General features: G+C 73.4%; 17 protein-coding genes. 5 read left to right on the forward strand and 12 right to left on the reverse strand.

All coding sequences use genetic code 11. From position 1 onward, the window contains the following. Nucleotides 1-167 precede the first annotated feature (167 nt). Nucleotides 168-1,523: a lysine N(6)-hydroxylase/L-ornithine N(5)-oxygenase family protein gene (locus tag ACZ3KJ_RS21370; protein ID WP_467529046.1), complete on the reverse strand. Its 1,356-nt coding sequence runs from the start codon at nucleotides 1,521-1,523 to the stop codon at nucleotides 168-170. Nucleotides 1,524-1,577: 54 nt separating this feature from the next. On the opposite strand from ACZ3KJ_RS21370, the gene ACZ3KJ_RS21375 reads away from it, so the two are divergent. Beyond that, the gene (locus tag ACZ3KJ_RS21375) at nucleotides 1,578-2,531 is read left to right on the forward strand and encodes a methionyl-tRNA formyltransferase (RefSeq protein ID WP_467529048.1); all 954 of its coding nucleotides are present in this window, start codon (nucleotides 1,578-1,580) and stop codon (nucleotides 2,529-2,531) included. Nucleotides 2,532-2,867: 336 nt separating this feature from the next. On the opposite strand, the gene ACZ3KJ_RS21380 is transcribed toward ACZ3KJ_RS21375, so the two are convergent. The 10 genes from ACZ3KJ_RS21380 to ACZ3KJ_RS21425 form a co-directional block, all read right to left on the reverse strand. Beyond that, entirely contained in the window at nucleotides 2,868-4,580 is a 1,713-nt protein-coding gene (locus ACZ3KJ_RS21380; RefSeq protein ID WP_467529049.1) for a condensation domain-containing protein, read from the reverse strand. Between the two features lie 260 nt (nucleotides 4,581-4,840). Further along, nucleotides 4,841-5,056: an MbtH family protein gene (locus ACZ3KJ_RS21385; RefSeq protein WP_467529051.1), complete on the reverse strand. Its 216-nt coding sequence runs from the start codon at nucleotides 5,054-5,056 to the stop codon at nucleotides 4,841-4,843. 235 nt (nucleotides 5,057-5,291) lie between these two features. Beyond that, nucleotides 5,292-6,056 carry an ABC transporter ATP-binding protein gene (locus tag ACZ3KJ_RS21390; protein ID WP_401685000.1) on the reverse strand — a complete coding sequence of 255 codons (765 nt, stop codon included), beginning with the start codon at nucleotides 6,054-6,056 and terminating at the stop codon, nucleotides 5,292-5,294. Then, nucleotides 6,053-6,853 (reverse strand): ATP-binding cassette domain-containing protein, encoded by an 801-nt coding sequence (locus ACZ3KJ_RS21395; protein ID WP_467529053.1) that lies wholly within the window; start codon nucleotides 6,851-6,853, stop codon nucleotides 6,053-6,055. Before ACZ3KJ_RS21395 ends, ACZ3KJ_RS21390 begins: the two co-directional genes overlap by 4 nt. Beyond that, nucleotides 6,850-7,725, reverse strand: a complete 876-nt coding sequence (locus ACZ3KJ_RS21400; RefSeq protein WP_389516468.1) for an ABC transporter permease — start codon at nucleotides 7,723-7,725, stop codon at nucleotides 6,850-6,852. Before ACZ3KJ_RS21400 ends, ACZ3KJ_RS21395 begins: the two co-directional genes overlap by 4 nt. Further along, entirely contained in the window at nucleotides 7,722-8,687 is a 966-nt protein-coding gene (locus ACZ3KJ_RS21405) for an ABC transporter permease (protein ID WP_467529055.1), read from the reverse strand. The genes ACZ3KJ_RS21400 and ACZ3KJ_RS21405 overlap by 4 nt, the downstream gene beginning before the upstream one ends. Beyond that, nucleotides 8,687-10,207, reverse strand: a complete 1,521-nt coding sequence (locus ACZ3KJ_RS21410; RefSeq protein WP_467529057.1) for an ABC transporter substrate-binding protein — start codon at nucleotides 10,205-10,207, stop codon at nucleotides 8,687-8,689. The genes ACZ3KJ_RS21405 and ACZ3KJ_RS21410 overlap by 1 nt, the downstream gene beginning before the upstream one ends. Before the next feature lie 46 nt (nucleotides 10,208-10,253). Then, the gene (locus ACZ3KJ_RS21415; protein WP_467529059.1) at nucleotides 10,254-10,994 is read right to left on the reverse strand and encodes a DUF1684 domain-containing protein; all 741 of its coding nucleotides are present in this window, start codon (nucleotides 10,992-10,994) and stop codon (nucleotides 10,254-10,256) included. A gap of 378 nt (nucleotides 10,995-11,372) precedes the next feature. After that, nucleotides 11,373-11,699, reverse strand: a complete 327-nt coding sequence (locus tag ACZ3KJ_RS21420) for a DUF2218 domain-containing protein (RefSeq protein ID WP_467529061.1) — start codon at nucleotides 11,697-11,699, stop codon at nucleotides 11,373-11,375. A 226-nt stretch (nucleotides 11,700-11,925) separates the two neighbouring features. Beyond that, on the reverse strand, nucleotides 11,926-14,400 hold the full coding sequence (locus ACZ3KJ_RS21425) for an MFS transporter (RefSeq protein WP_467529063.1): 2,475 nt from the start codon (nucleotides 14,398-14,400) through the stop codon (nucleotides 11,926-11,928). A 358-nt stretch (nucleotides 14,401-14,758) separates the two neighbouring features. On the opposite strand from ACZ3KJ_RS21425, the gene ACZ3KJ_RS21430 reads away from it, so the two are divergent. Both ACZ3KJ_RS21430 and ACZ3KJ_RS21435 read left to right on the forward strand, forming a co-directional pair. After that, nucleotides 14,759-15,991 (forward strand): MFS transporter, encoded by a 1,233-nt coding sequence (locus ACZ3KJ_RS21430; RefSeq protein ID WP_467529065.1) that lies wholly within the window; start codon nucleotides 14,759-14,761, stop codon nucleotides 15,989-15,991. A gap of 63 nt (nucleotides 15,992-16,054) precedes the next feature. Next, nucleotides 16,055-16,801, forward strand: a complete 747-nt coding sequence (locus ACZ3KJ_RS21435; RefSeq protein WP_467529067.1) for a maleylpyruvate isomerase family mycothiol-dependent enzyme — start codon at nucleotides 16,055-16,057, stop codon at nucleotides 16,799-16,801. Nucleotides 16,802-16,835: 34 nt separating this feature from the next. Here ACZ3KJ_RS21435 and ACZ3KJ_RS21440 read toward each other — a convergent pair whose 3' ends face one another. Continuing rightward, nucleotides 16,836-17,231, reverse strand: a complete 396-nt coding sequence (locus ACZ3KJ_RS21440; protein ID WP_467529069.1) for a MarR family winged helix-turn-helix transcriptional regulator — start codon at nucleotides 17,229-17,231, stop codon at nucleotides 16,836-16,838. An 85-nt stretch (nucleotides 17,232-17,316) separates the two neighbouring features. Here ACZ3KJ_RS21440 and ACZ3KJ_RS21445 point away from each other — a divergent pair, with 85 nt between their 5' ends. Both ACZ3KJ_RS21445 and ACZ3KJ_RS21450 read left to right on the forward strand, forming a co-directional pair. Further along, nucleotides 17,317-18,807 (forward strand): MFS transporter, encoded by a 1,491-nt coding sequence (locus ACZ3KJ_RS21445; protein WP_467529071.1) that lies wholly within the window; start codon nucleotides 17,317-17,319, stop codon nucleotides 18,805-18,807. Nucleotides 18,808-18,877: 70 nt separating this feature from the next. Next, nucleotides 18,878-19,180 carry a DUF6332 family protein gene (locus ACZ3KJ_RS21450; RefSeq protein WP_467529073.1) on the forward strand — a complete coding sequence of 101 codons (303 nt, stop codon included), beginning with the start codon at nucleotides 18,878-18,880 and terminating at the stop codon, nucleotides 19,178-19,180. The last annotated feature ends 89 nt before the right edge of the window (nucleotides 19,181-19,269 follow it).

Raw genomic sequence — 19,269 nt, forward strand, 5'->3', positions numbered from 1 at the left:
CGAGGCGTCGGGTACGGAGCGGGCCGGCGAGCGGGTCGGGCCGGCGCCGCCGCGCGCGACGGGGCCGGGGCGGTGGTCGGACAAATGCGGTGCGGCGGTGCGGCGAGGCGGGGATCCGGGTGCCGGCCATGGGGCGCGCCCGGGGACGGCCGACGCGGGTGGCCGGGTCACGGGGACGCGACGCGCCGGTCCAGCAGGGAGCCGTGGATCTCCGCGGCGCGGACCGCGGTGGTGGACAGCAGGGTCGAGGTCAGTCCGTGGGTGTGCTCGGTGCCGCCCTGGACGTAGATGCCCGCGGTGACGTCGGGCGCGGTCTCCACCCGGTGGTCGCGGGTGACCCGGAGGGCGTCCCCGTCGTCGCGCAGACAGACCTTGGCCGCCTCGCCGAGCAGGGCCGTCAGGTCCCGTGGGCGGTATCCCGTGGCGTGCACCAGCAGATCGGCCTCCAGCACCTGCTCCTCGCCGGTGGGCAGGAACTCCACGGCGATGTCGAGGGAGGCGTCGGCCCTGGGCCGTACGTCGCGGATGCGGGAGACGTTGAGGAAGCGCAGCCGCTCCCGGCCGGTGACCTTCTCCCGGTAGGAGGTGGCGTACAGGGACTCGATCAGGTCCATGTCGACGACCGAGTAGTTGGTGGAGCGGTGGTAGTCGAACAGGGACTGCTTCACCTCGGAGGGTGCGGTGAAGTACACGTCCACCGCCTCCGGGTCGAAGATGCGGTTGGCGAACGGGCTGTCGTCGGCCGGGGTGTAGCCGTACTTGGCGAAGACCGCGCAGATCTCGGCGGCGGGGAAGGCCCGGTGGAGGTAGTCGACGGTCTCGGCGGCGCTCTGTCCGGCGCCGAGGACGACGGCCCGGCGCACCGGACGCCCCTGGGCGGTCAGTTCGGCGACCCGGGGCAGCAACTCGCTGTTGTGCCAGACCCGTTCGGTCAGGTCGACGCCCGGCGGCACATGGGGTTCGAGGCCGACGGCCACGCTGATGTCGCGGGCCCGGCGGGTCAGGGTCCGGCCGGGCCGCCCGGGGTCCCGGCAGACGACGTCGAAGCAGGTCACGACGCCGGACTCGTCCCGGACCGGGTCGATGGAGACGACGTGGTGGTTGTACGACACCAGGTGGCGCATCCGCTCGGCGGCCCACTCGAAGTACTCGTGGAACTCCACGCGCAGCGGGAAGAGCGTCTTCTGGTTCAGGAAGTCGACGAGCCGGCCGCGGTCGCGCAGGAAGCACAGGAAGCTGAAGTCACTGGCCGGGTTCCGTAACGTCACCAGGTCCTTGAGGAAGGACACCTGCATGGTGGCGTCGTCGATGAGCATGCCCCGGTGCCAGCCGAAACGCGGCTGGCGTTCGAGGAAGTGGGCGTCGAGCCGCCGCTCGGGCGGGAGTCCGGCGTTGTGCTCCTCGATCGCTATGGCCAGGGCGAGATTCGACGGGCCGAAGCCGATTCCGAGGACGTCGTGGCTGATGTCCGATCCCAGATGCGGTGGTTTCACCGTGGCATCGCCTCCCTCAGGCAGCCACATGTTAGATAAGGTAAGCCTTACCTTGCAATGGAGCCGTCCGAGGGGAGAACCGCCTTGCGCGTCGTCATGCTCGGCTACCAGACCTGGGGGCACCGCACGCTCCAGGCCCTGCTCGACTCCGGGCACGAGGTCGTCCTCGTGCTCACGCACCCCAAGAGCGACCACGCCTACGAGAGGATCTGGGGCGACAACGTCGCCGAACTCGCCGAGAAGAACGACATCCCGGTCCTGCTCCGCAACCGCCCCGACGACCCCGAACTGCTCGACGCCGTCCGCGCGGCCCGCCCCGACATCATCGTCGCCAACAACTGGCGCACCTGGCTGCCGCCCGAGCTGTTCGACCTCCCGCCGCACGGCACGCTCAACATCCACGACTCGCTGCTGCCGGCGTACGCCGGCTTCTCCCCCCTCATCTGGGCGCTGATCAACGGCGAGGAGCGGGTCGGCGTGACCGCGCACCGGATGAACGCCGAACTGGACGCCGGGGACATCCTGGTGCAGCGCGCGGTGCCGGTCGGGCCCACCGACACGGCGACCGACCTGTTCCACCGCACGGTCGACCTGATCGCGCCGATCGTCCGCGAATCGCTCGACCTCATCGCCTCGGGCCGGGACGCGGGGCAGTGGGTGCCGCAGGACCGCGGCCGGGCGAGCTTCTTCCACAAGCGGGCGCTCGAGGACAGCCGCATCGACTGGCGGTGGCCGGCCGAGCGGCTGGAACGGCTGGTGCGCGCCCAGTCGGACCCCTACCCGAACGCGTTCACCCACCACCGGGGAGAGCGGCTGCGGATCGTCTCGGCCGCGGTCTCGGAGGGCCGCTACGGCGGCACGCCGGGGCGGATCTTCATCCGGGAGGGCGACGGCGTGGTCATCGTGGCCGGTCCCGAGGCGCACACCGGCCGGTCCCGGGGACTGGTGATCCGCCGGCTGCGCACGGACGACGGCACGGAGCACGCGGCGGGCGAGTACTTCCGCACGATGGGGGGTTACCTCACCGACCGGCCCTGAGGCGGAGCGGAGCGCCCGCGGTCCTCCCCCGCGGGCGCGGCCGGACACCCCGGAGCCCGGCCCGCCACGCTCGGCCGGCGACCACCGGTGGCCACCGGCGGCCACCGGCGACTGGAGACCAGCGATCGACGCGGCCCGTCCGAGCCGGAGGGCCGCGGGGGGGGTACGGTCCGCCCCGCGGGGAGGCTCACGGCCACGGTGTCCCCAGGGCCGGGTGCCGCGGGGCACGACGGCGGCCGGCGCGGCGCAGCGCGCGGTCGGCCGGCCCGCCACGGGTCAGCACTCCGTCCGTCCCCCACAGCAGCGCCGGCGCCTCCGGCCGGGCGGCCGCCCGGGTCAAGAAGCCGTCGTGGAACAGACGGTGGCGTCGACGGCGGCGCGGACCGCGCGCCGGCCGGCGGGGAGCAGGGCGGGCACCGGCCGGTCCCAGACCTCGTCCTCGGTGCCGAGGCGGGTGACGAGCCCGTGGAAGGCGGCGAACATCGCGTCGACCAGCCCGGCGGGGAACGCGTCCTCACGGACGTCCCAGTGGACCAGCAGTCCCCCGTCGGCCTCGGTGACCTGGGCGTCCAGCAGGACCTGCGGGCTCTGGGAGATGATCCACACCGGTTCGCCGAAGGTCCGCCGCACCCGCGGGGCGAACAGTTCGCCGAGGTTGAGCGCGCTGGTGAACACCACAGGGGCGAGAACCTGTTCGCCGCGCTCGTGGGAGAGGTCGCGCAGGACCTCCACGCCGGAGTAGTCGGCGTGCGCGGCGTCGGTGTGCATCCGGTCCTGGAGGCGCCTGGCGTGCTCGGCGAAGGGCTCGGGTGCGCCGAGATCGACGTCCAGCAGCACCGAGCTGGTGAAGTCGCCGACGAGCAGGCCGACGTCCGGGTGGGAGCCGCGCCGGTCGGACATCGGCGCGTGGAGCAGGAAGCGGGGCTCACCGCTCCAGGCGGCGATCACCTCCGAGAAGGCGGTCGCCAGCGCCATGGCGGGCGTCAGCCCGTGCCGGTGGGCGCGGGCGGTCAGCCGGCGCTTCTCCCCCGGTGACAGCCGGTGGTGACACCGTGTCACCCGGGTCGGGCCGGCCCGCTCCGCCCCGGCGGCCAGGGGCAGGCCGGGGGCGCTGGGCAGCTCGGGCACCCGCCGTCGCCACCAGGCGCGCGCCTGCTCGCGGCTGAGCCGCCGTACGTCCGCGCGCTCGGCGAGGTAGGCCGGGTAGCTGGTGCCGATGGGCGGCAGGGCGGCGCCGGGGTCCTCGTACAGCGCGGCGAGGTCGGCGAGGAGGATCCGGTGGCTGAGCGCGTCCGCGGCGAGCCTGTCGACGTCGATGTGGAGCCGTGCGCGTCCCTCCGGCAGCAGCGAGAGCCGCACGGCGAAGACCTCGCCGCCCTCGACGTCCAGCCGGGCGTGCGAGAACGCCTGCCGCAGCTCCTCCAAGCGGGTCGTGACCGCCTTCTCGTCGAGGCCGCGCAGGTCGTGCACGGTCGTGGCGGGGCGGGTGAGCGCGGGCAGGATCTGCTGGCGGCCGTCGTCGGTGAACCGGGCGCGGAGCATGCCGTGGCGGGCCGCGAGGGCTCCTACGGCCGCAGCGAGGCGGCCGGGGTCCAGGGCGGTGCCGTCGAACTCGACGTAAAGATGGGCCGCGACGGATCCGAGGGGGGTGTCCTCGCCGCGTCCGCTCCAGTACGCCTGCTGCATCACGGCCAGCGGGAACGGCGCGTCGGGGGCCGGCGCCGGTGCGGGGCCGGGGCCGGCCTGCGGCCCGGGGCCTGGTGCGGGGCCGGGTCCGGCCTGCGGCCCGGGGCCTGGTGTCGGGGTGGGGGTGGCCTGGCTGCGGGAGGCCAGGAGGGTCCGCCAGGCGCTGAGCGTCGGTTCCTCGGCGAGCTCGGCGAAGCCGACCTCGACGCCCTGCCGGCGCCAGCCGCCGGCGATCCTCATCAGGGTGATCGGGGCCAGGCCCCAGGAGATGAGGCTGTCGTCCTCGCCCGGTCGCCGCGCGGGGTCGAACGTGTCGATGACCGCACGGAGCAAGTCGTCCGCCGTCGGGGGGTGTTGCGTCACCGGTTCCTCCGCTCCCTCACTCACACGTCGTCGGGGAAGTGCTGGAAGTACTGGAGTCGCTCTCGATGTCGTGGTCGACGTCGTCGATGTCCTCGTGGGTCAGGGCGGCCAGGGGGAGGTCGGGCGGCGTGAGGCCGCCGACGGTGTCCCGCGTGTGCCGGACGAGCCCGCGCGGCGCTGGACGGGGCGGGCCGAAGCGCCGGGTGCGGAAGGCGGCCCGCAGGTGGCGGAGGTGACCTCCACGACCGGGCGGGCCGCCATCAGTCCCCGGCGCCGCGCATGGCCTCGACCAGGCTGCGCGGGCGCATGTCCGTCCAGTTCCGCTCGATGTGCTCCAGGCAGGCGGCCCGGCTGTCGGGGCCGTGGACGCCGGCCCAGCCGGCCGGGACGGGCACGAACTCCGGCCACAGGGAGTACTGACCCTCGTCGTTGACCAGTACCAGGAAGACGCCGTCGTCGTCGAACGGGTTGGCCATGGCTGTCGGTTCCTCTCCTGACGAGTGGAAGTGAAAAATTCCGGAGTATGCGTCCGGCACTCCGGGCACCGGCTCTGTCACGGTGGCGCGGTGGATCTTTGCGGGGAACCCGGTGTGCCGTGCACCCAACCCCCCGAACAAAACTTAGGCGAGGCTAACCTAATACAACGCCGGTCCGGAGGGAAGGACACGCGCTCCGGAAGAACTCCGTCGAGGCACGCGGCCCGGTGGCGCGTCAGGCGGGGAGGCGGGGGACGCTGTCGATCAGGCGGCGGGTGTACGGGTGGGCCGGGTCGCCCAGCACCTGGGACGTGTCGCCCTGTTCGACGATCAGGCCGCGCTCCAGCACGGCGGTGCGCTCGCACAGGGAGGCCACGACGGACAGGTCGTGGGAGACCATCACCAGGGTCAGGCCCCGCTCCCGCTTCAGCTCGGCCAGCAGGTCGACCACCTTCACGCGGGTGGTGACGTCCAGCGCGCTGACGGGCTCGTCGGCGAGCAGGACGCGGGGGTCGCACACCGTGGCGCGGGCGATGGCGATGCGCTGGCGCTGGCCGCCGGAGAACTCGTGCGGATAGCGCTCGGCGGCGTCGGCGGGCAGCCCGACCCCTTCGAGCGCCGCGGCCACCTTCGGCGCGGCGCTCGCGCGGGAGTCCAGGCCCAGCGAGCGCAGCGGCTCGGCGACGATCGCGCCGACCCGGCGGCGCGGGTCGAGCGAGGAGTAGGGGTCCTGGAAGACGCACTGGACGCTGCGCCGGAAGCGCCGCATCTGCTGCCGGTCGCGCAGGGCCAGGGGCGCGCCGTCGAAGCGGACCGTGCCGGCGGTGGGGCGGGCGAGGCCGAGCAGGAGACGCAGCAGCGTGGTCTTGCCGGCGCCGGACTCACCGACCAGGGCGAGGCTCTCGCCGGGCCGCACCGCGAGGGACACGTCCCGGACCACGTCGGCGCGGGCACCCCGGTAGCGCACCGCCACGTCGGCGAGTTCCAGCACGGGGGTCACTTCGCGCTCCTCAGGTGCAGTGCGGACTCCAGCGTGCGGGCGCTGGCGACCAGGTTCCTGGTGTACTCCTCGCGGGGGTCGCCCACGACGTCCCGCACCGCGCCCTCCTCGACGGCCCGGCCGTCCTTCATCACGAGCACCCGGTCGGTCACCTTGGCGACGACGGCGAGGTCGTGGCTGACGAACAGCACCGCCATGTCGCGTTCCCGCACGAGGGTGTCGAGCAGCTCGAGCATCTCCGCCTGCACGGACACGTCGAGGGCGGTGGTCGGTTCGTCGGCGATGAGCAGCGCGGGCTCGCAGGCCAGGGCGGCGGCGAGGGCGACGCGCTGGCGCTGGCCGCCGGAGATCTCGTGCGGGAAGGCGCGGGCGATGCGCTCGGGTTCGGGCAGCCGGACCCGTTCGAGCGCGTCGAACACGGCGGTCCGCAGTTTCTTCCCCTTCAGGCCCGTGCGCCGGGCCAGGGGGCCGGCGATCTGCCGACCCACCCGCATCAGGGGGTCGAGGGCGGTCAGCGGTTCCTGGAAGACGACCGCGGCGGCGCGTCCCCGGACGGCGGTCAGGCGCCTTTCGGGGGCGCCGACGATCTGGGTGCCGGCGAGGACGACGCTGCCGGTGGCCGTCATGCCCTCCGGCAGCAGTCCGAGCACCGCGAGCGTGGTGAGGGACTTGCCGGAACCCGACTCCCCGATCAGCCCGAGGCGTTCGCCGCCCGCGAGGGTGAAGGACAGGTCGGTGACGAGGGGCCGTCCGCCGGCGGTGCGCACCGACAGCCCGTCCACGTCGAGGAGGGTCATGTCCGCCTCCCGCGGCTCGCCGGGTCGAGGGTGTCGCGCAGGCCGTCGGCGATCAGGTTGACGCCCACGACGAGGAGCACGAGCAGGACACCGGGGGCGAGGGCGCCGGCCGGCGCGATGGTGAAGGTGGCCTGGGCCTCCTGGAGCAGGCGTCCCCAGGAGGCGTTGGGCGGCGGCGCGCCGAGGCCGAGGTAGGACAGTCCGGCCTCGGCGAGGACGGCGAGGCCGAACTGGAGGGCCAGGTTGACCACGAGGGTGGGCCAGATGTTCGGCAGGACGTGGCCGGCGACGGTGCGCGGCCAGGAGGTGCCGGAGGTGCGGGCCGCGGTGATGTAGTCCTGGGTGAGGACCCGCTTGGCCAGGATGCGGACGAGGCGGGCCACGACCGCGCTCTGCGCCAGCCCGATGGCCAGGACCGCCGATCCGAGGGTGGCCGACCGGGCGGCGACGACCAGCATCGCCAGCAGCAGGGTCGGGAACGCGATGAGGATGTCGAGGAATGCCGAGAGCGTGTCGTCGAGCCAGCCCTGGGCGAACGCGGCGAGCACGCCCAGCGTGACGCCGATGAGGGCGGCGACGGCGACGGAGCCGAGGCCCGCCCCGAAGGCGATGCGCGCACCGGTCATCAGCTGGGTGAACAGGTCGCGTCCCAGCTTGTCGGTGCCGAGCAGGTGCCCGTCGCCGGGTCCGGCGAGCCGCCCGCCGGTGGTGTCGTCGGGGGCGTAGGGCAGCCAGAGGAACGACACGAGGGCGAGCAGCGCGACCAGGCCGGTGAGGACGCAGCCCACGGTCAGCGTGGCGGAGCCGCGGCGGGTGCGGGAGCCCGTCCGTCGTTCGGCCGGTCGGGCGAGGATGTCCGTGGGGGCCGTCACCTGGCACCTCCCGAGAGGCGGCCGCGCAGCCGCGGGTCGACGATCCGCTGGACGAGGTCGGCGAGGAAGCCGATGAGCAGCACCGCGAGGGTGGAGACGAAGAGGACGCCCTGGATCACCGGGTAGTCGTGCTGGGCGATGCCGGTGGCGAGCAGGGAGCCGAGGCCGGGCAGCGCGTACACGGACTCCACGACGACGGCGCCGAGGAGGGTGGAGGCGAGTTCGATGCCGAGGATGGAGATGACCGGTACGGAGGCGTTGCGCAGGCCGTGGCGCCACATGGCCGTGCCGAAGCCCTCGCCGAGGGCGCGGGCCGTGCGCAGGTAGTCGCTGCCGAGCACGTCGAGGGTGGCGGAGCGGACGTAGCGGATCAGGGACGCGCTCATCACGAGGGCGATGGTGACGACCGGCAGGACGAGCGAGCGGACCGCGTCGGTCGGCGCGGACCAGCCGTCCTGCGGGAATCCCCCGGAGGGCAGCCATCCGGCGTTCAGCGCGAACACGGCGATGAGGATCATGCCGAGCCAGAACACGGGCACGGCGATGCCCAGCTGGGAGACACCGCTGAGCAGGGCGCCGTACCAGGTGCGCCGTTTGTGCGCGGCGACGAACCCGGCCGGTACGGCGACCAGGACCGCGAGCACGAAGGCGGCCAGGGTGAGCGGGACGGTGACGTTCAGCCGGGCGGTGACCTCGGGGCCGACGGGCAGGGAGCTGACGAAGGACGTGCCGAGGTCGCCGCTCGCCAGCTGCCCGAGCCAGTGGGTGAACTGCTCGGGCAGCGGGCGGTCGGAGCCGATGGAGTGGCGGGCGGCGGCGATCTGCTCGTCGGTGGCGCCGACCGCGGTGAGGGCGTTGGCCGGGTCGCCGGGCAGCATGCGCAGGAGGACGAACAGCACCACGCTCGCCAGGGCCAGCGACACCAGCAGGAAGGCGAACCGGCGCAGCAGGTACCGGCCCATCAGCCCGTCTTCTTGATGTCGTAGGCGTAGAACTGGGAGTTCAGGCCGTTGAGCGGGTAGCCGGAGAGCTTGCTGCTCGCGACGACGATCTGCGGGTAGAGGTAGAGCCAGTCGCTGGCGGCGTCCTCGGCGGTCTTGCGGTTGACCTTCTTCAGCAGCTCGGTCTGCCCGGCGGCGGTGGAAGCCGCCTCGGCCTGCTCGACCCACTGGGTGACCTGGGCGTTGTCGTAGCCCCAGTAGAAGTCGGGGTTGCCGTACCAGACGACGTCGCGGTCGTTGACGTGTTCCTGGAGCGTGGCCGTGAAGTCGTGGTTCTTGTAGACCTTGGTGTACCACTCGTCGGGCGTGATCGTGTTGATCTCGACGGTGATGCCGACCTTGGCGAGTTCGGACTTGATGAACGTCGCGGCGGTGGGGTGGGGGTCGTAGTTGGGGGTGTCGAGGGTGAAGCTGAAGCCCTTGGCGTAACCGGCCTCGGCGAGCAGCTTCTTGGCGCGGGCGACGTCGTGGGCGTTGACGTCGGTGAGGTCCTCGTACCAGGGGTCGGTGGGCGGCACCATCGAGCCGATGAGCTTGCCGTAGCCGCCCCAGACCGACTCCAGGAGCTTCTTGTCGTCGATGGCGGCGGAGACGGCCTGGCGCACCTTGACGTCGGTGAAGGGCTTGGCCTTGTCGTTGAAGGCGAGCAGCAGCTTGGTGGTGGAGTCGCCGTCGTTGACCTTGTAGTTCTGGTTGCTCTTGAACTGCTCCAGGGCGTCGGGCGACTGCTCGCTGGTGACCACGTCGACGGCGTTGGTCAGCAGCGCGTTGTTCAGCGCCGTGGCGTCCTTGTAGTAGTGGAAGACGACCTGCTGGTTGGCGGCGGCGTCGCCCCAGTAGCCGGCGAAGCGGTTCAGGCTCAGCGCGGAGCCGCGGGTCCACTTGGCGAGGGTGTAGGGGCCGGTGCCGTCCTCGCTCGTCTTCAGGTCCTTCGCCTCGGAGTTGATGATCCAGACGTAGGAGAGGTTGTAGACGAAGGAGATCGACTTCTGCTCCAGCGTGACCTCGACGGTCTTCGCGTCGGGGGTGGCGATGTCCTTGACGACCTCGAGGTTGCTCTTGCGGGCCGACTGCGAGTCGTCGGCGAGGACCTTCTCCAGGCTGTACTTGACGTCGGCGCTGGTGAGTTCCTTGCCGCTGTGGAACGTCACGCCGTCGCGGAGGGTGAAGGTGTAGGTGAGGCCGTCGGCGCTCACCTGGTAGTCCTGGGCGAGGAGCTTGTCCACGTCACCGTCGTCGGTGAGCCGGAACAGGCCCTCGTAGACGTTGCCGTTGAGCGCCTCGGTGACGCCCTGGCCGCCGCCCGCGGTGTTGTCGAGGTTCTGCGGCTCGTAGAGGGAGCCGATGTTGACGGTGGCGTCCTTGTCCCAGGTGCCGCCGGAGGCGCTGCCCCCGGTGGAGCCGCCGCCGCAGGCGGTGAGGGTGAGGGAGAGGGCGGCCGCGGTGGCGATCGCGTACAGGGACGACTTCTTGAGGCTCATGGCGTGCGGTGCTTTCGTGCGTGCTGCGGGACGGGGGAGGGAGCGATCAGTGCTGTGCGGTGAAGCCGTCGCGGAAGACGGGGCGCTTCTCGCCGGCCTCGACGGCCAGGTGGAGGCGGTTCTGCCGCGGCGGCATCGGACAGTTGTACTGATCGGAGAACCCGCAGGGCGGTACGAAGGCCCGGTTGAAGTCGAGGACCACGCGGTGGTCGTCCTCCGTGCGCTCGACGAAGAGGAACCGGCCGGCGCCGTAGGTGCTGTCGCCGTTGGTGGGGTCGCCGAAGACGAGGAGGAGGGTGCCGTCGTCGTCGAAGGCGCTGAGGGTGTAGTCGTGGCCGTCGACGGTGAGTGAGATGTCTCCGGGCACGACGAGGTCGCGGGTGCCGCCGTTGTCCCGGATGTGCTCGAAGGCGACGCGGCGGGCGCCCGGGACCGGGGTGTAGACGGCCTCGAGGACCCAGGAGGGGTCGTAGGGGAAGACGTCCACGCGCTCGAAGGCCTCGACGGCGGGCGCGGCGGCGTCCCAGAAGCGCAGCCCGTGCTCGGGTGCGCCGGTGACCAGGTCGGTGCGGCTCACCGTGGTGACGGTCACGGTGTCGGGCAGACCGGCGCGGGCCGCGTCCACGTCCGGGAGTTCGCCCGCCGGGAGCCAGCGGGTCTCCACGAGGGCGAGGTTGCCCGTGGGGGCGGTGAGCGCCGTGCGGCGCCCGGCACACCAGTCGTTCCACCGCTCCGCGGCATCGGTGGAGGAGGGAGCGGTGGCGGGCTCGGGCACGGCGGAACTCATTCGGCTAGAAGGGGGGCCATCGACTAATCGACTACAGAACGCTATTAGATGGCCAAAGCATCCCCTTTATCTTTCATAAGATCGGCTAATGTCAAAGGCTGGTGTCATATGCTGAGACGCATGTCTTGACGAGCGAAGCGCGAACGCCCCCGCCACGGGACGGGCGGGGGCGTTGCTCGGTCGCGGCGGCCGCTCGGCGGTCGCGGTGGCCACTGTTCCGAGGGCGGGCTCGGCCGCCGTACTCGGGTGGGCACGGTCGCCGTACTCCGGTGGGCACGGTCGCCGTTCCAGTGCGGTCCGGCTGCCGTGCTCGGCGGGCTCGGCCACCGGGCTCGGGCGGGCTCGGCCGCCCAACTCGGGCCGTTGCAGCCGCGGTTGTCAGGCGGATTCGCCGCGCTGGGTGCTGCCCGGCTCCCCCGTGTCGCGGTGCCACTCGACGACCAGTTCGTCACGGGTGCCGAAGCGGACCAGGTGACGGCCCATCACGTCCTCCAGCCGGTCGAGGTGCTCGGCCTCGGTGTCCAGGGTGAGCAGCAGGGCGTCCTCGGTCGCGGTGAGGGTGCCGGTGCCCTGCGGGAACGTGATGCTGCCCACCCCCTTCTCCTCGTCCCAGTCCGACTCGGCGCGGCGGCCCAGGTGGGCGGCGAGCTGCTTGCCGTAGCGGTGGGGGCGGTCGGTGCGGACGCGGGCTTCCGAGCGGGGCATGGGCGACTCCCTGGAGAGCGGGCGGACGGGTGTGCCGGAGGGGCGGACCCCGGACTTCCGGCTCCTTGCAGTACTGCCAGACGCGGCGGCCCCGCGTACACCTCCCACGCCGCAACGTATGGATTCCCTCCGCGGTGCGTGGACGCTGCGGAGGGACCCCGGGCCGGAGCACACGCAGGGGCCCCGGTCCGGAGAACGGGGAACGGGACCTCCGTCCGGAGAGAGCTCAGTCGGCGGGGTGGGCGAGTTCGATGTCGTGGCCGTCGACGTCCCCGCCCAGCAGGCGCACGCCGTGCGCGCGCGGGGGGTAGCCGGTGGCCGTGACCGTGTACTGCCCGCCGTCCAGGTCGGAGAAGGCGTACATGCCGTCGCTCCCGGTCGTGGTGGTGGCGACGACGTTCCCGGCGGCGTCCACCAGGGTGACCCGCGCGTCACCGAGCGGCGCGCCCGCTCCGCGCACGGTGCCCCGCACCCGCGCCCCGGGCCGCAGCTCGACGTCGACCCGGGTGATCCCCGTGGCGGCGACCTCGACGGACAGCGCCGACGGGCGGTGCCCGGGGGAGCTGACCGCGAGCGTCACCGGCCCCGGCACCAGGTCGGCGACGGAGAACGCGCCGGCGCCGTCGCCGCGCACGGTCGCCAGCACGTCGCCCCGCACGTCCGTGACGACGACGACGGCTCCCGGGACGGGCTTCCCGCCGTCCGCCGACCGCACCACTCCGGCGAGCCCGCTGCCGCCCACGAGGAGCACGTCGTACGTCACGGGCGCGGCGCCGACCACGACGGTGGTGGCCTGCGGCTGGTGCCCGTCGGCGGAGGCGATCAGCACGTACGTCCCCTCCCCCGGCGCCTCCACCGCGTAGCAGCCGTCGGGTGCGGCGGCCGAGCGGCTGAGCTGGGATCCGCCCAGGGAGATCAGGGTGACGGAGGCGCCGCCCACCGGAGCGCCCTCCGCGCCCCGCACCCGGCCGCGCACCTGGTACGCGCCCGTCGTGGGGCCGCCGTCGGCCAGGCCCGGCACGGCGGCGACCAGATCGGCGACGGCACGGGCCAGCGGAACGGCGACAGCCGCGCCCACGGCCCGCTCCGACGCCCCGGCGGCGGCCGGAACGGGGTGGCCGGGGTCCTGTTCGACGGCGGCCGGCGCAGGGCTCTCGGGGCGCCGCTCGCCGAGGACCGGTACAGGGCGCTGCCCGGCGGTGGCCGGTACGGGACTTTCGGGGCGCCGCTCGGCGGTGGCCGCGAGCGCGGGCCCGTCCGCGCCCTCCTGCTCCACGGCGGCGGCCGCCGCCTGCCGGGGGATGAAGGCGGCGACCAGCAGGGCGAGCACGGCGGAGCCCGATCCGACGGCCATGACGACCTTGAACCCGTTCTCCGAGGGCAGGGCCGTGGTGCCGAACGTCGTGGTCATCCGGGCGAGGACGACGCCGGCGACGGCACCGGCGGTGGAGGTGCCGATGGACCGCATCAGGGTGTTGAGGCTGTTGGCGGCGGCCGTCTCGGAGGGGTCCACGGCGCCCATGATCAGCGCGGGCATCGCGCCGTAGGCGAAGCCGATGCCGGCGCCGATCACGCAGGACACCAGGACGAGCTGCCACACGGCGTCCATCAGCACGATGCCGAGGCCGTAGCCGCCGGCGACCACCACCGCACCGAGCATCAGGGTCGCCTTCGGCCCCCGCGCCCTGGAGAGCGCGGCGGAGACCGGCGCCACGGCCATCATCACCAGGCCCGCGGGTGCCATGACCAGGCCCGTGTCCAGCAGCGACCGGCCCAGACCGTAGCCCGTCGCCTCAGGCAACTGGAGGAGCTGCGGAAGGACCAGGGACATGGCGAACATGGAGAACCCGAACGCCGTCGAGGCGAGGTCGGTCACCAGCACCTGGCGGCGCGCGGTGGTGCGCAGGTCCACCAGCGGCTGTGCGACGCGCCGTTCGAAGGCGCCCCACAGCGGCAGGACGACGACCGCGGCGGCGAACAGCCCGAGCGTGGTGCCGCCGGTCCAGCCCCAGTCGGCGCCCTTGGAGACCGCCAGCAGCAGACAGACCAGCCCCGCCGCGAGACCGACGGCCCCCACCAGGTCGAACCGCCCGCCGGTGCGCACCGCCGACTCGGGCACGGCCAGCGGCACGATCACCACGGCGAGGACGCCGAGCCCGGCCGAGGTCCAGAACAGCGCGTGCCAGTCGAAGTGGTCGGCTATCAGCGCGGCGGCGGGCAGCCCGAGGGCGCCACCGACCCCGAGGGAGGCGCTCATCAGCGCGGTGGCCGAACCGAGCCGCTCGGCGGGCAGTTCGTCGCGCATGATGCTGATGCCGAGGGGGATGACGCCGGAGGCCAGTCCCTGCAACGCCCGGCCGACGAGCAGGGGGGCCAGCGTGTCGCTGAGCGCGGCGGTGACCGACCCGGCGACGAGCAGCACGAGGCTGACCAGCAGCATGCGGCGCTTGCCGTACATGTCGCCGAGGCGGCCCATGACGGGGGTGGCGACCGCGGCCGCGAGGAGCGTGGCGGTGACCGCCCATGCCGCGTCCGAGGCCGGGGCGTCCAGCAGGCGCGGCAGTTCGGGAACGATCGGGATCACCAGGGTCTGCATCAGCGAGACCACGATCCCGCCGAAGGCCAGCACCGCCACGACGAGACCGGCCCGCGGGGCGGGGACCCCCGCCGTCGGCTCGGGGCTGGGGTGGGCAGGGGTCATGGGCCGGGCCTCCGGGGGGAGATGCAGTGTGCACGACGGCCCAGACTCTAGATCCCTTTGATTGACTTAAGCAAGTAGAGTTTTCGGTGAGCACAGTGTGAAGAATCTGCGGATCCGAGGAGAGCGGGTGCCCCGACCCGGAGGGAGCGGGAGGCGGGCCCCCGGGAGAGCGGGAGGCGGGCCCCCGGGAGCCGGCGCCCGGGGAGAGCGGGCACGGGGCCCCAGGGAGAGCAGGCGCCGGGCCCCCTGGTGAGCAGGCGCCGGAACCCGGGGGAGGAAGGGAGCCGTTCCCGCCGCCCGGCGCCACCGCCCGGAACTCGCCTTGTTCCGGGCGCACCGCTCCCCTAGCCTGGACTTTGTGCCGCTCATAAACAAAACCCGCCCGCACAACGCCGTGCCGGGCGACGCGCTCCGCCGGATCCGGATCGCCCTGACCGTCTTCTTCGCTCTCGACGGATTCGTCTTCGCCGGCTGGGTCGTCCGCATCCCGGCCGTCAAGGAACAGACGCATGCCTCCACCGGCGCGCTCGGGCTCGCCCTGCTCGGGGTCTCGGCCGGAGCGGTCGTCACGATGATGCTCACGGGCCGGCTCTGCCGGCGCTACGGCAACCACCAGGTCACCGTGGTCTGCGCGGTCCTGCTCTCGCTCAGCGTCACCCTGCCGCCGCTGACCCGCTCCGCGACCGCACTGGCGGCCGTCCTCCTTCTCTTCGGGGCCGCCTACGGCGGTATCAACGTCGCCTTCAACAGCGCCGCCGTCGATCTGGTCGCGGCCCTCGGCCGACCGATCATGCCCACGTTCCACGCGGCCTTCAGCCTCGGCGGCATGATCGGCGCCGGTCTGGGCGGGCTGGTCGCGGACGCCCTCTCCCCCACACGCCATCTGGTGGGCCTGTGCGTCGTCGGCCTGCTGGTGACCGCACTCGCCGGGCCGACGCTGCTGCGCGAGACACCGCCGCCGCCGGCGTCCGCTCCCGACGGCACCGCGCCGCCCGTCCGGGAGGAGCCCGCGCGTCCCGCCGGACCGCCGCACCGCCTCACGCCCCGCAACCGCCGCCTCGTCGTCGTCTTCGGCCTCATCGCCCTGTGCACGGCCTACGGCGAAGGCGCCCTCGCCGACTGGGGCGCCCTGCACTTCCAGCAGGACCTGAACGCCTCCCCGGGGCTCGCGGCCGCGGGCTACTCCTGCTTCGCGCTCGCCATGACCGTCGGCCGGCTCACCGGCACGACGCTTCTGCAACGGCTGGGCCGGACGCGTACGGTCGTGGCGGGCGGCGCGACCGCGGCGGCCGGCATGCTGGTCGCCTCCCTCACCTCCACGGCCTGGCCGGCCCTGTTCGGGTTCGCCGTCACCGGGCTCGGACTGGCCAACCTCTTCCCCGTGGCCGTGGAACGCGCGGGCGCCCTCGCCGGACCCACCGGCGTCGCCGTCGCCTCCACCCTCGGGTACGGCGGGATGCTCCTCGGGCCGCCCGCGATCGGCTTCATGGCGGACTGGTTCTCCCTGCCCGTCGCCCTGACCAGCGTGGCCGCGCTGGCGGCGGTCGCGGCCCTGATCGGCGTCTTCTCCCGCCGCGCGACGGCGAGTTGAGCCGAGCGGGAGCACCGCACGACGGAGTGCCTGGAGCGCACTCCATCCGGCACACTTCCCCGCATGGAGACTGCCGAGTTCATCAGCGTCCTCGACCGGGAGGGCTCGAGGCTCGCCGCCGCCGCGGCCGCGGCGGGCCCGGACGCGAAGGTGCCGACCTGCCCGGACTGGCAGGTCCGGGACCTGCTGCGGCACACGGGCGTCGTGCACCGCTGGGCGGCGTCGTACGTCGCCCAGCGGCTCACCGCCCCGCACCCGCTGGAGGACCCGCCGGACCTCGACGGCGCCGACCTGCTCACCTGGTTCGAGGAGGGGCACCGCCGGCTCGTCGACACCCTCACCACCGCCCCGCCCGACGTGGAGTGCTGGGCCTTCCTGCCCGCGCCCTCGCCGCTCGCCTTCTGGGCCCGGCGGCAGGCGCACGAGACGGCCGTGCACCGGGTGGACGCCGAGTCGGCGCAGGGCACGGCGCCCGGGGAGAGCACCGCCCCCTTCGACCAGGCCTTCGCGGCGGACGGCATCGACGAACTGCTGCGCGCCTTCCACGCGCGCCCCAAGAGCCGGGTCCGCACCGGGACGCCCCGCGTCCTGCGGGTGCGGGCGACCGACGCGGACGACGCCGTGTGGACCGTACGCCTGTCGTCGGAGCCGCCCGCGGCCGAGCGGGGCGGTGAGGGCGACGCCGACTGCGAGGTGTCGGGAACGGCGGCGCAGCTCTACCTGGCGTTGTGGAACCGGCGGCCGTTCCCCGCCGTCACGGGCGACGCCACGCTCGCGGACCTGTGGCGCGAGACGTCCGCCATCGTCTGAGGTGACCGACGGCGGCACCGGCCGGCCGGTGCCGTCACCGCGCGAGCATCCTCGTCAGCACCGCGCGCTGCACCGGCAGTACCTCGCCGTGCAGCGCGCGCCCCTTTCCCGTGAGCGCCACCCGGACGCCCCTGCGGTCCTCGGGACACATGGCGCGCTCGACGAGGCCCTCCTTCTCCAGCCGGGCGATCAGCCGCGAGAGCGCGCTCTGGCTCAGATGCACCCGCTCGGAGATCTCCTGGACGCGGAAACCGCACGAGCCGTCCGGGGCCGCCGTCCCGGCGAGCACGTCGAGCACCTCGAAGTCGCTGCCGCACAGGCCGTGCCCGTGCAGCGCGCGGTCGAGTGCGCACTGGGTCCGCGCGTGCGTCGCCAGGATGCCCCGCCACCGTTCCACGAGCGCCGCCTGTCCGGCCGTATCCGCCGCCATGGCCCGCACCGTAGCAGAGAACCGATTTCTTTGCATCAGCATTAAATGCACTTGCATTCGATGCACGCGCATGTAGTGTCGCCGCATGACCTCTCCGCTCCCCTCCCCCGCGTCACTCCCGTCGGAGGTCCGCTGGACCCCGCGGCTGTGGGGCACCCTGCTGGTGCTCTGCGCGGCGATGTTCCTGGACGCGCTGGACGTGTCGATGGTCGGCGTCGCCCTGCCGTCCATCGGCTCCGACCTCGGCCTGTCCACCTCGACCCTGCAATGGATCGTCAGCGGCTACATCCTGGGCTACGGCGGTCTCCTCCTCCTCGGCGGCCGCACCGCCGATCTGCTCGGCCGCCGCCAGGTCTTCCTCGTCGCCCTGGGCGTCTTCGCGCTCGCCTCCCTGCTCGGCGGGCTCGTCGACTCGGGACCGCTGCTCATCGCCAGCCGGTTCGTCAAGGGCCTGAGCGCGGCCTTCACCGCCCCGGCGGGCCTGTCGATCATCACCACGACGTTCCCGGAGGGCCCGCTGCGCAACCGCGCGCTCTCCCTCTACACCACGTGCGCCGCCACCGGCTTCTCCATGGGCCTCGTCCTCTCCGGCCTGCTCACCGAGGCCAGCTGGCGTCTCACGATGCTGCTGCCCGCGCCGATCGCGCTGATCGCCCTGCTGGCGGGCCTGCGGCTGCTGCCGCGCGGCGAACGCGAAGCGCGGCACAGCGGCTACGACGTCCCGGGCGCCGTCCTCGGCACCGCGTCGATGCTGCTGCTGGTCTTCACCGTCGTCCAGGCGCCCGAGGCGGGCTGGGCCTCCGCCCGCACCCTGCTGTCCTTCCTCGCCGTGGCCGTCCTGCTGGCCGCCTTCGTCCTCGTCGAGCGGCGCTCGGCCGGGCCGCTGGTCCGGCTCGGCGTCCTGCGCTCCGGCAGCCAGATCCGCGCCCAGCTCGGCGCGACGGCCTTCTTCGGCTCGTACGTCGGCTTCCAGTTCCTGGCGACGCTCTACATGCAGACACTGCTGGGCTGGTCGGCGCTGCACACGGCGCTGGCCTTCCTGCCGGCGGGCGCGCTGGTGGCGCTCTCCTCGACCAGGGTCGGCTCCGTCGTCGACCGGTACGGCACCCCGCGGCTGCTCGTGACGGGCTTCGCGCTGATGGTCGCCGGGTACGCGCTGTTCCTCCGTGTCGACCTGGACCCGGTGTACGCCGCGGCGATCCTGCCCAGCATGCTGCTGATCGGCGCGGCCTGCGCACTGGTCTTCCCGTCCCTCAACATCCAGGCCACCAACGGGGTGGAGGACCACGAGCAGGGCATGGTCTCCGGTCTGCTGAACACCTCGGTACAGGTGGGCGGCGCACTGTTCCTCGCCGTGGTGACGGCGGTGGTGACCGCGGGCGCCCCGGCCGACCCCACTCCGCAGGCGGTCCTGGACAGCTACCGGCCCGGCCTGGCGGTGGTCACCGCGGTCGCCGCCCTCGGACTCCTGATCAGCCTCACCGGCCTGCGCACGCGCCGCGCGCGGCGGTCGGTCGTGGTCGCCGGGTCCACGGTGGAGGAGGCGCACGCGGAACCGGTCCCGGTACGCAAGTAGGGGGGCGCCTCCCCGCGTGCGCCCGGCGGGGCGGTCGTCCCGCCGGGCGCACGTCCGCGACACTCGCCGTATGAGCGGACACGGGGGACGACGGACACGGGCCGAACGCGATGCCATCACCGTCGAGATCGGGTACGCGCTGGTCAGCGCCGCCTTCGCGGCAGCCGTCGTCTTCGGAGCGGTGGCCGGCCCGGCACTGCTGTTCCGGCTCCCTGGCGGCGTCGAGACCCTGCTCCTGCGCACGGGGGGCGTGCTCGCGCCCGTGCTCTTCACGGTCCGGGTGGTGAGCGTCCTGACGCGCTTCCGTCCCGCCGCCGACCGGCCCGACGGGACCGACGGCACCCCTCCTGACCGGACCGGCCCCGCCGCCTAGGGCCTGTTGCGAAAGTCCCGCCTGCCCGACGACGCCATGCACGCACTCTCGCCGCACCGGCCCCTGACCCAAGTACATCCAGTACGAGG

The sequence above is a fragment of the Streptomyces sp. NPDC003248 genome (assembly GCF_055563235.1).